The 15,006-nt window shown below is 69.2% G+C and carries 15 protein-coding genes and 1 tRNA gene; 7 read left to right on the top strand and 9 right to left on the bottom strand.

The features are described from left to right. Nucleotides 1-13: 13 nt before the first annotated feature. From GYM46_RS06965 to GYM46_RS06955, 3 genes are all read right to left on the bottom strand, one after another. Nucleotides 14-90: transfer RNA gene (locus tag GYM46_RS06965), tRNA-Arg, on the bottom strand. A gap of 250 nt (nt 91-340) precedes the next feature. Further along, nucleotides 341-1,144, bottom strand: a complete 804-nt coding sequence (locus GYM46_RS06960; RefSeq protein ID WP_008261680.1) for an SDR family oxidoreductase — start codon at nt 1,142-1,144, stop codon at nt 341-343. Continuing rightward, nucleotides 1,141-1,446 carry a 4a-hydroxytetrahydrobiopterin dehydratase gene (locus GYM46_RS06955; RefSeq protein ID WP_008261258.1) on the bottom strand — a complete coding sequence of 102 codons (306 nt, stop codon included), beginning with the start codon at nt 1,444-1,446 and terminating at the stop codon, nt 1,141-1,143. The genes GYM46_RS06960 and GYM46_RS06955 overlap by 4 nt, the downstream gene beginning before the upstream one ends. A gap of 150 nt (nt 1,447-1,596) precedes the next feature. On the opposite strand from GYM46_RS06955, the gene GYM46_RS06950 reads away from it, so the two are divergent. From GYM46_RS06950 to GYM46_RS06935, 4 genes are read left to right on the top strand one after another with little or no spacing between them, the layout of a single operon-like run. Then, nucleotides 1,597-2,331 (top strand): Crp/Fnr family transcriptional regulator, encoded by a 735-nt coding sequence (locus tag GYM46_RS06950; RefSeq protein WP_008260814.1) that lies wholly within the window; start codon nt 1,597-1,599, stop codon nt 2,329-2,331. Between the two features lie 31 nt (nt 2,332-2,362). Further along, nucleotides 2,363-3,151 carry a class I SAM-dependent methyltransferase gene (locus tag GYM46_RS06945; RefSeq protein WP_008259087.1) on the top strand — a complete coding sequence of 263 codons (789 nt, stop codon included), beginning with the start codon at nt 2,363-2,365 and terminating at the stop codon, nt 3,149-3,151. Continuing rightward, entirely contained in the window at nt 3,139-4,716 is a 1,578-nt protein-coding gene (ubiB, locus tag GYM46_RS06940) for a 2-polyprenylphenol 6-hydroxylase (RefSeq protein WP_008260302.1), read from the top strand. Before GYM46_RS06945 ends, ubiB begins: the two co-directional genes overlap by 13 nt. Nucleotides 4,717-4,729: 13 nt before the next feature. After that, the gene (locus tag GYM46_RS06935; protein WP_008261199.1) at nt 4,730-5,197 is read left to right on the top strand and encodes a hypothetical protein; all 468 of its coding nucleotides are present in this window, start codon (nt 4,730-4,732) and stop codon (nt 5,195-5,197) included. A 3-nt stretch (nt 5,198-5,200) separates the two neighbouring features. Here the strand turns inward: GYM46_RS06935 and arfB are convergent, their stop codons facing one another. The 4 genes from arfB to GYM46_RS06915 all read right to left on the bottom strand — a co-directional run bounded on the left by arfB (nt 5,201) and on the right by GYM46_RS06915 (nt 7,170). Then, a complete protein-coding gene (gene arfB, locus GYM46_RS06930) occupies nt 5,201-5,602 on the bottom strand; it encodes an alternative ribosome rescue aminoacyl-tRNA hydrolase ArfB (RefSeq protein WP_008262497.1) in 402 nt (133 codons plus the stop codon). Then, the gene (locus GYM46_RS06925) at nt 5,599-6,069 is read right to left on the bottom strand and encodes a YaiI/YqxD family protein (RefSeq protein WP_008262614.1); all 471 of its coding nucleotides are present in this window, start codon (nt 6,067-6,069) and stop codon (nt 5,599-5,601) included. Before GYM46_RS06925 ends, arfB begins: the two co-directional genes overlap by 4 nt. Nucleotides 6,070-6,123: 54 nt before the next feature. Then, nucleotides 6,124-6,447: an energy transducer TonB gene (locus GYM46_RS06920; protein ID WP_231492563.1), complete on the bottom strand. Its 324-nt coding sequence runs from the start codon at nt 6,445-6,447 to the stop codon at nt 6,124-6,126. 234 nt (nt 6,448-6,681) lie between these two features. Next, nucleotides 6,682-7,170 (bottom strand): hypothetical protein, encoded by a 489-nt coding sequence (locus GYM46_RS06915; RefSeq protein WP_156796386.1) that lies wholly within the window; start codon nt 7,168-7,170, stop codon nt 6,682-6,684. A gap of 353 nt (nt 7,171-7,523) precedes the next feature. On the opposite strand from GYM46_RS06915, the gene GYM46_RS06910 reads away from it, so the two are divergent. After that, nucleotides 7,524-9,017 carry a coniferyl aldehyde dehydrogenase gene (locus GYM46_RS06910; protein ID WP_198004260.1) on the top strand — a complete coding sequence of 498 codons (1,494 nt, stop codon included), beginning with the start codon at nt 7,524-7,526 and terminating at the stop codon, nt 9,015-9,017. Nucleotides 9,018-9,079: 62 nt separating this feature from the next. Here GYM46_RS06910 and GYM46_RS06905 read toward each other — a convergent pair whose 3' ends face one another. Next, a complete protein-coding gene (locus tag GYM46_RS06905) occupies nt 9,080-10,420 on the bottom strand; it encodes an amidohydrolase family protein (protein WP_008260969.1) in 1,341 nt (446 codons plus the stop codon). Continuing rightward, the gene (locus GYM46_RS06900) at nt 10,420-11,892 is read right to left on the bottom strand and encodes an amidohydrolase (RefSeq protein ID WP_008258681.1); all 1,473 of its coding nucleotides are present in this window, start codon (nt 11,890-11,892) and stop codon (nt 10,420-10,422) included. Before GYM46_RS06900 ends, GYM46_RS06905 begins: the two co-directional genes overlap by 1 nt. Nucleotides 11,893-12,233: 341 nt before the next feature. Here GYM46_RS06900 and trmB point away from each other — a divergent pair, with 341 nt between their 5' ends. Both trmB and GYM46_RS06890 read left to right on the top strand, forming a co-directional pair. Next, nucleotides 12,234-12,935, top strand: coding sequence for a tRNA (guanosine(46)-N7)-methyltransferase TrmB (gene trmB / locus GYM46_RS06895; RefSeq protein WP_008261127.1), 702 nt, complete (start codon nt 12,234-12,236; stop codon nt 12,933-12,935). Between the two features lie 96 nt (nt 12,936-13,031). Next, the gene (locus GYM46_RS06890) at nt 13,032-14,954 is read left to right on the top strand and encodes a methyl-accepting chemotaxis protein (RefSeq protein WP_008260615.1); all 1,923 of its coding nucleotides are present in this window, start codon (nt 13,032-13,034) and stop codon (nt 14,952-14,954) included. Nucleotides 14,955-15,006: the final 52 nt, after the last annotated feature.

Genomic DNA, 15,006 nt, shown 5'->3' with positions numbered 1-15,006 from the left:
TCATGTGAGGAAGTGGCGCACCCGACAGGATTCGAACCTGTGACCCCTGCCTTCGGAGGGCAGTACTCTATCCAGCTGAGCTACGGGTGCGCATGCGGCGTGACGCCGAAAGGGCCGCTTACAGCAAGCTGCGGGCGGCCTCAATCCCGAATAAGCGGATGACGGTCGGATGACTGTCTTCCAACCGCCGTCGCCGCGCGCCCCTGGCCTCAAGCAGCGCGAAGCGCGGTAGGCCCAAAAGACTCCCCGGCCTCAAGCAGCGCGAAGCGCGATAGGCCCCCTAAGCCCGGCCTCAAGCAGCGTGAAGCGCGGTAGGCCCAAAAGAAAGGGCGCGCGCGCCCTATTGCGCGGTCATGCCCCCGTCGATCTTGAACTCGGACCCCGTGACGAACTTGGACTCGTCGGAGGCGAGATAGAGGACGCAGTAGGCCACGTCGTCGGGTTCGCCGATCCGTTTCAGGGGAATGCCGCGGGTCAGGCGTTCGTGGGCCTTGGCCTCGTCGCCGCCGGCCAGGGCGATGAAGGGGTCGAGGATCGGGGTCTTGATGAAGACCGGGTGGACCGAGTTGCAGCGGACGTTCCAGTCGGCCTTGGCGGCCTCGAGCGCCAGGGTCTTGGTGTACATCCAGACGGCGGCCTTGGTGGCGTTATAGGCGCCCATGCCGGGGGCGGCGACCAGGCCGGCGATGGACGAGATATTGACGATCGAGGCCGGGGCGGCGGCGCGCAGGTGCGGCATGGCGTGTTTGGCGCCCAGCATGATCGAACGCAGATTGATCTCGTACTGACGCTGCCAGTTGTCGACCGTGTCCTGTTCGACGAAGGCCAGAGGGCCGCCGACGCCGGCGTTGTTGACCAGGACCGACAGGCCGCCCAGATCGGCCACGGCGGCGGCGATGACCCGTTCCCAGTCGGCTTCGCTGGCCACGTCGTGGGCGTAGGCGAAGGCGGCGCCGGGGATTTCGGCGTTGATCCGCTCGGCCAGGGCGGCGACGCGGCCGCCGTCGATGTCGGTCAGGGCCAGGCGGGCGCCCTCGCGGGCCATCATGGCGGCCATGGCCTCGCCCAGGCCGCCGGCGGCGCCGGTGATCAGGACGGTCTTGCCGGCGACGCGGCCGGGGCGGGCGGAGGAAGCGGCGCTCACGAGATCGCTCCCATGTCGGCGGCGGCGCGGTCGATGAACCGGGCCAGGGTCACGTCCTTGTCGGTCACGCCGTCGGCGTCATGGGTGGTCAGCAACACCTCGACCCGGTCATAGACGTTCGACCATTCCGGATGGTGATCCATCTTGTCGGCCATCAGGGCGACGCGGGTCATGAAGCCGAAGGCGGCGTTGAAATCAGCGAACTTGAGACTGCGCGAAATGGCCGCCCGGTCGTCGTCATGGGGGCGCCAGGCGGGCAGGGTCTTCAGGGTTTCCGCAACGTCAAGGCGAGTGTCGGTCATGGGCTTTCCTCTTTTCTTCCGGCGTAAGGCGCCCGACGGATCGCGGCAAGCGTGCGCAAGCGTCTCCGACGGTCGCGGAACGCATGAGCAAGCTCTGGCGTTATCGGACGTCGCGAAAGCGTCGCCGTTTCTGGCGCGGAGGAAGTGGATATGGACAATCTGTGGCTCGCCGCTCTGGACGCGGCCGACCGGAAGCGGATCGAACCTCATCTGAGCGAGCACCAGATCGCGCGCGGCCAGATGCTGTACGACGCCGGCGAGGCGGTCGATCAGGTCTGGTTCCCGCTGAAGGGCGTGGTGTCGCTGATGACCGTCCTGCCGGACGACAAGATGGTGGAGACCGCCGCCATCGGGCGCGAGGGCCTGGTGGGGGTGACCTGCGGCCCGTTCAACGCCCGCGCCGCCAGCCGCGCCATCTCCCAGCGCGACGGCGTGGCCGTCTGCTGTTCGGCCGAGGTGTTCGGCGAGGCGCTGGATGAGAGCGAAGGCCTGCGCCAGGCCCTGTCGCGTTTCACCGAAGGCCTGATGGCCCAGGTGCAGCAGGCCGCCGCCTGCAACGCCCAGCACCGGCTGGACGAGCGGTTGGCGCGCTGGCTGCTGACCCTGCACGACCGGGCCGAGGACGATCGGATCGACCTGACCCAGGCCGATATCGCCGGCATGCTGGGCGTGCGCCGCGCCACGGTCTCCGAGGTCGGGACCGTGCTGGAAGGCAAGGACCTGATCCAGCGGGGCCGGGGCTGGGTCCGGGTGCTGGACCGCGACGGGCTGGAGGAAGCGTCGTGCGGCTGTTACGGCCTGATGCGCGAGGTGATGAAGGATCTCGAACTGCCCCAGCCCCAAGCCGGGTCGGAAGCGATGCGATCAGGCTCTAGTGACGCGTGACGGGCGGCCCGCGACGCGCTAGACCGCGCGCATGACCGACGCCTCCTCCCACGGCCCGCATTCGTCGGGCGACCGTTCCTCTTTCGGCTTCCGCGACGTCGATGCGCGCGAGAAGGTCAAGATGGTGCGCGGGGTCTTCGATTCCGTCGCTTCCAGCTATGACGTCATGAACGACCTGATGAGCGTGGGCGTCCACCGCCTCTGGAAGGACGCGGCGGCGGCCAAGCTGAACCCTCGGCCCGGCGAGACCATACTGGACGTGGCCGGCGGCACCGGCGACATGGCCCGGCGCTATTCCAAGATGGCGCGCGCGGCCCAGGAGCGGCGCGGCGGCGAGGACGCCTCGGTGATCGTGCTGGACTACAACGCCGAAATGATCCTGGCCGGGGTGCACAAGGGCGGCGAGCCGGAGATGAGCTGGTCGGTCGGCGACGCCATGGCCCTGCCGCTGCCGGACGCCTCGGTCGACGCCTATTCGATCAGTTTCGGCATCCGCAACGTGGCCCATATCGACAAGGCCCTGGCCGAGGCGCGGCGCGTGCTGAAGCCGGGCGGCCGGTTCCTGTGCCTGGAGTTCTCGCGCCCGACGACCGGGCCGATCCGCGCGGCCTATGACGCCTGGTCCTTCCACGCCATTCCGCGCATCGGCGGCTGGGTGGCCAAGGATCGCGACAGCTATCAGTATCTGGTCGAGAGCATCCGCCGCTTCCCGGACCAGGCGGCCTTCAAGGCCCTGATCGAGGACGCCGGCTTCAAGCGCGTGTCGGTGACCAATCTGTCGGGCGGGATCGCCGCCATCCACCACGGGTGGGCGATCTGACCCGGGTCTATCGCACGGCCCCGCCGCCGCCCGCCGCCGTGGCGGTGCAGAATCCTGTGGCGGCCTTTCTGCGCCTGCTGGGCTGGCTGTGGGTTCTGGCGCGTCATGACGCCCTGATCCCGCGCGAGGCCAATCCCCTGCTGCCCGTCTGGGCCCGACCCTTCGCCCGCGCGGTGCAGATGCTGTCCGGCCGCGACGGACGTCAGGGCCGGCCGGGCCAGAGGCTGGGCAAGGCGTTTGAGCATCTGGGGCCGGTGGCGATCAAGCTGGGCCAGGTCCTGGCCACCCGCGCCGACATCTTCGGCCTGCAGTTCGCACGCGACCTGGGCCGGTTGAAGGACGCCCTGCCGCCCTTCCCGCTGGAAGAGGCGCGGCGCGAGATCGAGAAATCGCTGGGTCGGCCGGTCGAGAGCCTGTTCACCGACCTGAGCCCGCCGGTCGCCGCCGCCTCCCTGGCCCAGGCGCACCGGGCGACCCTGGCGGATGGGCGTGCGGTGGCGGTCAAGGTGCTGCGGCCGGGGGTCGAGCGCCGCGTCGCCGACGGCCTGGACGCCATGCGGCTGGGCGCCGCCCTGGTGTACCGGCTGGTTCCCCTGTCGCGCCGGCTCGAGCCCCAGGCCTTCGTCGAGACCATCGCCAATTCCATGGATCTGGAGCTGGACATGCGGCTGGAGGCGGCCGCCGCCAGCGAGATGGCCGATGTCATGGCCAAGGACGGCTATATGTCCGCCCCCGCCGTGGTGTGGGACGGGGTGGGCAAGCGGGTGCTGACGCTGGAATGGGCGCAAGGGCTGCCCATGACCGATCCGGCCCTGACCGACCTGCCGGGCCTGGATGTCGATCTGCTGGCCGACAATGTGGTGCGGGCCTTCCTGGTTCAGGCCCTGGATCACGGGGTGTTCCACGCCGATCTGCACGAGGGCAATCTGTTCGCCAGCGCCCCGGCCCATCTGACCGCCATCGACTTCGGCATCGTGGGGCGGCTTGGGCCGGCCGAGCGGCGCTATCTGGCCGAGATCCTGTGGGGCTTCATCAGCCGCGACTACGACCGGATCGCCCGGGTCCATTTCGAGGCCGGCTATGTCCCGCCGCATCACTCCGTCGAGACCTTCGCCCAGGCCCTGCGCGCCGTGGGCGAGCCGGTGATCGGACGCGCCGCCAGCCAGGTGTCGATGGGCCGGCTGCTGGGTCAGTTGTTCGAGATCACCGCCCTGTTCGACATGCGGCTGAGGCCCGAACTGATCCTGCTGCAAAAGACCATGGTCTCGGTCGAGGGGGTGGCGCGTCGGCTTCAGCCGGACCACGACCTGTGGAAGGCCGCCCAGCCGGTGGTCGAACGCTGGATCCGCCGCGAACTGGGGCCCCAGGCCCAGGCGCGCGACGCCCTGAACGAGATGATCGCGGCGGCGCGCGCCATCTCGCGCCTGGTGCAGGAGCCGCCGCGTCCCGCGGCGGTGGTCATCGAAAAGTCGGGAACTCCCGCTTGGGTCACGGCTTCAGTCACGGTCGCGGTCATCGCGGCCCTGACGGCCTTGGGCCTTTCGCTCTGGCCCTATCTGTCCTGACCGGAGCCTTCGCATGAAGACGACCCTGATCGCCGTAGCCCTGCTTCTGGCCCCGGCCTCCGCAATCGCCCAATCCGGCGGCGCCGCAGCCGGCTCCGTGCCGAACAGTTTCGACCGGCCGGCCCAGGCGCAATCTCAACCGGCCCAGCCGGCGCCGACCGCTCCCGCCGTTGCGGCGACCGCACCCGACATCGCCCGGTCTGAAGAGGCGCTGCGCGCCGTGATCGCGGCGGCCCAGGGTCCGGGCTTCGACTATTCGGTCTTCACCGACAGCCTGGCGGCCCAGATCCGCCAGCAGGCGGATCAGGTCGCGCCGCTGGTCAAGGGCTTCGGCGCGGTCAAGACCGTCGCCTTCGAACGGCCGGAAGGCGAGGCCCATCTGTTCAAGGTGACCTTCGACAACCAGGTCACCGAATGGGTGATCGGCTTCGACGCCGACGACAAGATCGCCGCCCTGCTGTTCCGTCCGGTCGAGAGCTGAGTCCTAGTCCAGCGTCGGCCGGCCGCGTCCCGACTTGATTGAGGCGCGGCTGGTCTTGGCCTTCAGCCGGCGCTCCTTCGAGGCCTTGGTCGGGCGGGTGGGGACGCGGAAGACGGGCCTGATCGAGGCCTCGTCCACCAGGGCCTGAAGCCGTTCCATCGCGTCGGCGCGGTTGCGCTCCTGGGTGCGGTGGCGCACGGCGGTGATCAGGATCACTCCCTCCAGCGTCAGCCGGCTGCCGGCCAGTTTCATCAGCCGCGCCTTGACCGGCTCGGTCAGGCTGGGGGAGTTCTTCACGTCGAACCGCATCTGGACGGCGGTCGAGACCTTGTTGACGTTCTGGCCGCCCGGTCCGCCGGCGCGATAGAAGTGGAACTCCAGCTCGTCCTCGGGAATCGTCGTCATGGCTGGCTCGGGGGCGCGACCCGGCGCGCCTTGACCACGGCCTGGTCCAGGGCCTGGAGGAAGCGCGAGCGGTCGGCGGCCGAAAACGGCGGCGGACCCGAGGTGGCCACCCCCATCGACCGCAGATGCTCGCCCACCATCCGCCCGGCCAGGGCCGAGCCGATCGAGTCCAGGGTGAAGGCCTGGCCGTTCGACTTCAGCGCCTGGGCGCCGGCCTTCAGACAGCGGTCGGCCAGGGGAATGTCGGCGGTGATCACCACATCGCCCAGGCCCGCCCGCTCGGCGATCCAGTCGTCGGCCACGTCCGGCCCGGCGTCCACCACCACCTGTTCGATCAGGGCCTCGCGCGGGACCTGCATCCAGCCGTTGGAGACCACATAGGTCTTCAGCCCATAGCGTCGTGCGACGCGATAGACCTCCTCCTTCACCGGGCAGGCGTCGGCGTCGATGTAGAGGGCGGTCGGCATGGGCCTGACCTAGCGCGGACGGGGGCGGGTCGTCGACTCCCTGCGCCAAACCCGTCAGTTTGAGCTGGGGGTCGCCTCGCCGCCAATCGATTTTGGCGGGGGCGTCTCATCGTCCTCGTCAGCTAAACGGAAAGCAATCCTGATCCGAAACGTCTGACCCACGGCCACGCCGTTGCTCTGCCCTATTCGCCCGCGGCGGACCATGGCTATGGCGGCGTCTTCGAGGCCTTGGCCGGGGTGGCTGACTTCCAGCACCCGACAATCGCTGACCGTCTCGTTCGGCCCGGCGACACATTGCACCATCACATAGGCCTGTTTCGGAAATTCATCCGTCGCAACCGCCTGCACCGCTGCGGCCATCATGATTGCAGTGAGCACCAAATTCTCCTCGGATCGGGCCGGATATCCATCGACAAGGCCACCAGCCCTTACGATGGATCTCTATCGGTCTCTAGACTATCGGCCCAAGTTCCACTTCCGCCACGTTCCAGTCAAAGACGGCGCCGGTCTTGCGGACGCACCCCCTCCGTCACGGCGCGGAACACGCGCCGCGCTGCGTCCCCCAGAGGGGGGGGAGACGGGTGTGGGCGGGCGGCAGGTCGGGGGCTGGGCTCAGCTTGGGTTGGCCATGAAGAGGGCCAGGCCGATGCTGTTCCAGACGGCGTGCGACAGGGTCGGCAGGGCGTAGGCGCGAAGCCGTCCCAGCCGTCGCGACCAACCCCAGGCGGCGTAGGCCATCACGGCGAAGGCGGTCGCCTGGCCGAGCGAGCCGGGGCTCATGCCGTGCAACAGCCAGGCGAGCGCCGCAATGATCGCGATGATGAAGGCCAGCCCGAGGCTGGGGGCGTCGTCGCGGGCGCGCCGGACCGCCCAGACGACCAGCGGCGTCTCGATCACCGCAGGCAGAAACACGGCCAGGAGAAACCCATAGGCGAACCGCGAGACCGTATCCTGGGCTGCGACCATGGCGTCCGGCGCGCCGGGGCCGGCGGTGAAACTGCCGACGACCATATTGGCCGCCGCTCGGATGAGCAGGGATAGGGCGAACAGGCCTGCGCCCAGGAGTACGGCCTGTAGCCAGGGGTTTCGGAATATCGGCATGCGTGGCCGGTTTGAATCTAGCGTCTGTCGCCTAGGCGCTGCCACCGACGTATGTATTCGATGGTCCAGGCGAGCGTCGAAACGGCCACGACGACCAGGGCGAACAGGCCGGGGCGTCCGCCCCATTCAGCCGGAAAACTGGTCCGGAAAGTCCCTATTAGGAAGGTGGCGAGGGCCGCCCACAAGGCAAGGCTCAGTTTCGACATCGTCTGCCCTCCCGCAGTCGTCAGCGCACCATTTGGACCCGGATCGCAGCGGTCCGCAAGAGGCGCCGGTCGTGCGGACGCGCCCCCGCCGTCTCGGCGCTATGCGCCGATCCACCTCCCCCAGAGGGGGAGGAGACAGGTTTGGGGATGGGGCTTGACCCCGGCCGGGGCGGGTTTGAGAAGTGGGGCGGTCGGGCGATTGCGGCCGGCGCGGCGAAGGGTCTGGATGCGATGACACACGACGGGCTCTCGGACCGGTTCGGGCTTCAGCACGCGGCCTCGCGGGCGGAGGGGGCTGCGTCGGCCCAGGTGCGGCGCGGGCGGCTGGCGGCGCTGAAGGCCCTGGTGCTGGAGCGGCGCGAGGCCTTTGCGCGGGCCATAGATGCGGATTTCGGGGCGCGGTCGGCGATGGAGACGGGGCTGCTGGAGATCACGCCGCTGATCCGCAGCCTGGACCATGCGCGGGGTCGTCTGGGGCGGTGGATGCGGGACGAGCGGCGGCCGGTGGACCTGATGTTCCAGCCGTCGCGGGCCTGGATCCGGCATGAGCCGCTGGGCGTGGTGGGGGTGATCGCGCCGTGGAACTATCCGCTGCTGCTGGCGCTCGGGCCGACGGTGGACGCCCTGGCGGCCGGCAATCGGGTGATGATCAAGCCGTCCGAACTGACGCCCGCCTTCGGCGCCCTGCTGGAGGCCGCCGTGGCCGAGCGGTTCGATCCGGCGGTGCTGACCGTGGTCAACGGCGGGGTGGACGTGGCCCAGGCCTTTTCGCGTCTGGCCTTCGACCATCTGGTCTTCACCGGATCGACGCGGGTAGGGCGCGAGGTGATGCGGGCGGCGGCGGACAATCTGACCCCGGTGACGCTGGAGCTGGGCGGCAAGTCGCCGGCCGTGGTGGCGCCCGACTATCCGCTGGACACGGCGGCGCGGTCGATCGCCTTCGGCAAGTTCCTGAACGCGGGCCAGACCTGTATCGCCCCCGACTACGCCCTGGTCCCGGCCGGGCAGGTCCGGGCCTTCGCCGAGGCCGTGCTGGATCAGGCGCGGCGGGCCTATCCGAGGCTTCAGGACAATCCCGACTACAGCGGGGTGATCAGCGAACGCCATCGGGTCCGGCTGCGCGAGGCGGTGGCGGCGGCGAAGGCGGCGGGGGCGGTGGTGCTGGAACACCCCGATGCGGGCGAGGGGGACAACGGCAAGATCGCCCCGACCCTGGTGCTGAACCCGCCGACCGACGGCCTGTTGATGCAGGAGGAGATCTTCGGCCCGGTCCTGCCGGTGGTCGGATATGACAGCCTGGATCAAGCCCTGGCCTTCGTGGCCGCCCGGCCCCGGCCGCTGGCCCTGTACGGCTTCACCAACCAGGCGCGGACGCGGGACCGGATCCTGGGGTCCGGCCTGTCGGGCGGCGTGACCCTGAACGGGACCATGCTCCATATCGCCCAGAACGACCTGCCGTTCGGCGGGGTCGGGCCCAGCGGCCTGGGCGCCTATCATGGGCCTGAGGGCTTCAAACGCTTCAGCCATGCGCGGGCGGTCTATGACGTCGGGCCGGTGAACGCCTTTGAGCGGCTGGGGCCGCCGTGGGACGGGGCGGCGGGCCGGCTGGCGCGCACGGCCCTGCGGTTTCTGGCCCGGTAGGCGGAGACGAAAAAGGGCGGGACCCTGCGGTCCCGCCCTTTCCGTTCAGACCTGAAAGGCCGTCAGTTGCGATAGGCCGGCGGCATCGGCGTCTGTTGGCGATAACGGTCGCGCAGCAGCAGGGCGCGGCTGGTCAACGGTTGCTCGACCCCGTCGATGAAGACGGCCGAGGGCTGGCTGAGCGGCTCCAGCGGATCGCCGGACCAGACCACGACGTCGGCGGCGGCGCCCGGCGCGATCTGGCCGAACTGTCCGGCCATGCCGAAGATCCTGGCCGGATTGACCGTCAGGGCGGCGATGGCGGCGCCGTAAGGCAGGCCGTGCGAGACGGCGTTGCCGGCGTTGTAGCGGGCTTCGCGGGCGCGGTGGGTCGAACCCTCGTTGCCCTTGATGGCGATGACCACCCCGGCCGCGTTCAGGGCCGCCGCATTCTCCATCCGCGCCGCCCGCATCTCGAAATCGCTGGGCAGGTTGGAGATGGGGTTCAGCAACACGGGCACGCCCGCCGCCGCGATCTCGCCGGCGACCAGCCAGCCCTCTTCGGCGCCGTCCAGGATCAGCTTGATCCCTTCCTCGCGCGCCAGACGCAGCACCTGCTGGATGTCGGACGCCCGGTGGACGCTGACGATCAGGGGCATGGAGCCGTCAGCGACCGGGATCAGGGCCTCCAGGTCCGCGCGCGACAGGCTGAGGTCGCGCAGGCCCGCCCGCTCATAGGCCGACTTGTTGCGGGCGTAGAGGCGGACCTCGGCCATGGTCTCCTTGAACAGGACGAACTGGGCGCCGCGGGCGCCGCCGGCGATGTCGGCGCCGGCCTCGCCGAACGGGGCGACCATGGCCACGCGCGGCTTGACCAGGATGTCGGCGTCCTGACCCAGGTCGATGATGGCCGCCTGGCCCGCGAACAGGCCGGGCGTCTGATAGCCGCCGTCGCCGGCGCCGGCCGTCTCGTCCTCATGCACATGGCCGCCGGACGAGCCGGGGTGCTGGGGCACGACCACGGCGCGGGTGATGCCGCCCAGACGCGCCACCGGCAGGGTGAAGGACCAGGGGTCCAGGCCGTAGGAGATGTCGAAGGCGGCGCTGAGGGTGTTGGCGCTGTTGCGCAGTTCGTTGGTGCCGCCGACGGCGCCGACCTCGGTCCCGGCGAGACCGGAATCGACGGCGACGAAGCCGGGGGCGACCACCTTGCCGGTCGCATCGATGACGCGGGCGCCGGACGGGACTGCGCCGGCGCCGACCGAGACGATCTTGCCGTCACGGATGACGACGGTTCCGTTTTCGATGACCGAGGTTCCGGTCAGGATACGGCCGCCGACGATGGCCACGGTGTCCTGGGCGAGAGCCGGGGCGGCGAGAGACAGGGCCGCGACGGCGCCCGCGAGGATGTGGGACAGACGCATCAGCGGGCTCCTTCGGCGACGTTGGCGGCGGTCAGGCCATAGCCCGGCTGGCCCAGCTCGAAGTCGCTGGTCGGCTGATAGGCGGGGTTGGTCCGGTCGAAGGTCAGGGCGCCGTCGATGAAGACCTGATCGGCGCGGGCGTAGATCGAGAAGGGATCGGCGCTCCAGATCACCACATCGGCGCGTTTGCCGGCCTCCAGCGAGCCGGTCTGGTCGGCGATGCCGATGGCCTTGGCGGCGTTGGAGGTGATCCAGCCGATGGCGTGTTCTTCCGAGATGTTCAGTCCGGCGCGGCGACCGGCCGACAGGGCGGCGGCGGCCTCCTGATTCAACCGTTGAGTCAGTTCGGCGTCGTCGGAGTGGATGACGGCGCACGAGCCCTGTTGCGCATCCACCAGGGCGGCGTTCTCCTCAATGGCGTCCAGGGCCTCCATCTTGAAGCCCCACCAGCCGGTCCACATGGCCGCGCAGATGCCGTTGGCGGCCAGTTGCGGGGCCAGCTTGTAGGCCTCGGTGGCGTGGTGAAAGGTGGTGATCCGGTAGCCGAACTCCTTGGCCATATCGATCATCATGGCCATCTCGTCGGCGCGGTAGCAGTGGTTCTGGATCAGGATCGACCCGTCCAGCACCCCGACCAGGGTCTCGTTCTGCAGATTGCGGGTCGGGGCCGCGCCCTCGCCGGTCTCGCGCCACTTGTCCCACTTGGCCTTGTAGTCGCGCGCGGCGATGAAGGCGGCGCGGTAGCCGGCCATATTGCCCATGCCGGTCGCCGGGCTCTGGTTGCGCGAGCCATAGACCCGCGAGGGGTTCTCGCCGCAGGCCATCTTGATCGTATAGGGGGCGTCCGGGAACTTCATGCCCTGCATGGTGATCGAGGGCGTGTTGCGGATGGTCACGCCCCGGCCGCCGAACAGATTGGCCGAGCCGGGCAGGATGTGAAGCGTGGTGACGCCGCCGGCGCGGGCGGTGTTGAAGCCCGGATCCTGAGGCCACAGCGAATGTTCGGCCCAGACCTGGGCGGTGTTCGGGCTGGTCGCCTCGTTGCCGTCGCTCATGCCCTGCACGCCGGGGGACGGATAGACGCCCAGGTGGCTGTGGACGTCGATGACGCCGGGGGTGACATAGCGGCCGCGCGCCTCGATCACGCGATAGCCGGCGGGGACGGGGGTGGAGGCGTCGCCGACGGCGGCGATCCTGCCGTCGGTCACCACGACCACGCCGTTTTCGATCTTGCGGTCCGCGCCAGTCAGGACAGTCGCGCCGACCACGGCGAAATTCTCGCGCGGCAACGGTTGATAGGTGGACGGATAGGGGTTCAGCGTGGTCGCCGGATCCAGGCCGGCGGCCAGGGTCTTGTCCTTGGACGGCGCCGCCGTTTCCGATTCCGCGCCGGTCGTGGCGCAGGCTGACAGGCCGAGCATAGCAAAGCCTATGGCCGCGAGGCTGACGCCCCGCAGATGATGTCCGATCATCAGATCCCCTTTTCCCCACTGACACGCCAGCCCGACGTGTCTTGCGACCGTCATAGGAGGGTCATCCGGCGGAGGCGTCAAAAGATTTCGATGTTCTTTGAGTTGTGCGGCTGGGGGAGCGCGGCGTGAAGGTTGTCCGCGTGCGAGCGATCCATGTGAAAGACGAACACGAGGGTGTGCTGGGCTTCGTCCTGGCGGTGGTGCGGGCGCGACGAGACGCGGGATAGGACGGAGTCGCCCCCTCCTGGTCGCTGGCGCGACCGGTCCTCCCCGTTCGCCTTCGCGAACGGGGAGGTGAGACTCTCTGGACGCTCCGGCCTGGGACCGCTAACGGCACGCGCATGAACGACGACGAAAACCCCCATCTCGACCGGCCGCTGCGGTCGTTCGGCCGGATCAAGGCGCGGCCGATCAAGCCGCGACAGGCGGCGCTGATGGAGACGCTACTGCCCGAAATCGCCGTGCCCGATCCCAAGGCCGGTCCGCTGGACCCGAAGGCGATGATGCCCGAGGCGGTCGAGGTGTGGCTGGAGATCGGGTTCGGCGGGGGGGAGCATATGGCGGCCCAGGCGGCGACGCGGCCCGACGCCCTGGTGATCGGCTGCGAACCCTTCCTGAACGGGGTGGCCTCGGCCCTGCGCCATGTCGAGGAGGGCGGCCTGAAGAATGTCCGCATCCACGCCGACGACGCGCGCGACCTGGTCGACGCCCTGCCGGACGCCTCGGTCGACCGGGTGCTGATCCTGTTCCCCGACCCCTGGCACAAGGCGCGGCACAACAAGCGCCGCCTGTTGCAGGACGAGACGGCCCAGGCCTTCGCCCGCATCCTGAAGCCGGGCGGCACGCTGCGGTTCGTCACCGACTGGCGCGACTACGCCGAATGGACGCTGGAGCGGCTGGAGCGGACGCCCGGGCTGGAGCGGATCGGGGCGGCGGATCAGGACTGGTTCGTTCCTCCGGCGGACCACGTCGTCACCCGTTATGAAGAGAAGCGGCTGGGGGACACGGCGCCGATTTTCCTGGAATACCGCAGAAAATCCTGACCTTACGGCATACGCATTCTTACTTATTCGGCTTATAGACGGGTGTTTAACGAACTTTGTTAGGGATGGTCTCAAATAGTATTAGGGAACGGGACCATGAAGACGCTGACGATAGGCGGGCGGATCAATCTCCTCGCTCTTGTGACCATGGCGGGCCTGTTGCTCGTGACCGGTCTTTCCCTGATGCGGCTGGATGCGGTGATGCGCGACGAGATCGCCGACCGCACGAAGAAGGGCGTCGAGATCGCCCACAGCGTGGTCGCCTATTATCAGGGCGAGGAGGCGGCCGGCCGGTTGACGCGCGATCAGGCCCAGACCGCCGCCAAGGCCGCCGTCGGGGCCATGCGTTACGGCGCCGACGACTATTTCTGGATCAACGACATGCATCCCACCATGGTGATGCACCCGATGAAGCCGGCGCTGAACGGCAAGGACGTGAGCGAGAACAAGGACGCCGACGGCGTGCTGATGTTCAAGGAATTCGTCGCCGTGGTTCAGAAGGACGGCGAGGGCTTCGTCAACTATCAGTGGGCCAAGCCGAACCAGGACGGGGCCTCGCCCAAGATTTCCTATGTGAAGGGCTTCGCCCCCTGGGGCTGGGTGATCGGCTCGGGCGTCTATACCGACCAGATCGCGGCGGCCGTGGGCAAGGCGGCCCTGGCCCTGGGCTCCATGGCCCTGCTGGTGCTGCTGGCGGTCGGGGCGACGGGTTGGTTCATCGGCCGGTCCGTGTCGGCCCCGGTGGTGGCGCTGGAGCGGCGCATGCGCGGCCTGGCGGACGGCGACAAGACCTCCGAGATTCCCGGCGTCAAGCGCGGCGACGAGATCGGCAAGATGGCCTCGGCCCTGGCGATCTTCCGCGACGCCGCCATCGAGAAGGACCGGCTGGAGGCCGAGACCCTGTCGCAACGCTCGATGAGCGAACAGGAACGGGCCGCGCGCGAGGCCGAGAAGGCCGCCGAGGCCGAAGCCGACCGCGTCACCATCGCAGCCCTGGGCCAGGGCCTGTCGGCCATGGCTGACGGCGATCTGACCTATCGGATCGAGGCCGAGTTCGCGCCCAAGGCGGCGCAGTTGAAGACCGACTTCAACGCCGCCATCGCCCAACTGCAGCAGGCCGTCGCGGTGGTGGTGGCCAATATCGCCGGCATCCGCTCGGGCGCCGGCGAGATTTCGCAGGCCGCCGACGACCTGTCGCGCCGCACCGAACAACAGGCGGCGGGGCTGGAAGAGACCGCCGCTGCGCTGGACGAGATCACGGCCACGGTCAACAAGACCGCCTCGGGCGCCCGCCAGGCTTCCGACGTGGTTCAGGCGGCCAAGGGCGACGCCGAGACCTCGGGCGTCATCGTCCGCGACGCCGTCCAGGCCATGCAGGCCATCGAAGGCTCGTCCGAGCAGATCAGCCAGATCATCGGCGTCATCGACGAGATCGCCTTCCAGACCAATCTGCTGGCCCTGAACGCCGGGGTCGAGGCGGCGCGGGCCGGCGAAGCCGGTCGCGGCTTTGCGGTGGTGGCCTCCGAAGTCCGGGCCCTGGCCCAGCGTTCGGCCGAGGCGGCGAAAGAAATCAAGACCCTGATCTCGACCTCGACCCACCAGGTCGGCTCGGGCGTCAAACTGGTCGGTCAGACCGGCGAGGCCCTGCAGCGGATCGTGGACCGGGTCGCCGAGATCGACGGCCTGGTGTCGGAAATCGCGGCCTCGGCCCAGGAACAGGCCATCGGCCTGGCCGAGGTCAATACGGCCGTGAACCAGATGGACCAGGTGACGCAGCAAAACGCCGCGATGGTCGAACAGTCGACCGCCGCCAGCCATTCGTTGTCGCAGGAAGCCCAGTCTCTGCAAGCCTCGGTGGCCCAGTTCAAGGTCGGGACGAGCGGCGCCGCGCCGGTCGCCTCGCCGACGCCGGCGCGCGCGGGGCCGGCCCGCCAATTGGTTCAGGCGCTGAAGACCGTCGGTCGTGGCGGCGCGGCGCCCAAGCCTCAGGTCGAGTCCGAAGGTTGGGAAGAGTTCTGACGTCGTAGGCGCAGGCCGCCGCTGAGGGATCGGCGGTATATGTAGTTTGCCC

Source organism: Brevundimonas mediterranea (assembly GCF_011064825.1).
Taxonomy (GTDB): domain Bacteria; phylum Pseudomonadota; class Alphaproteobacteria; order Caulobacterales; family Caulobacteraceae; genus Brevundimonas; species Brevundimonas mediterranea_A.
Note: the sequence above shows the minus strand (reverse complement) of the source record. Positions and strands in the feature narration are given on the sequence as shown.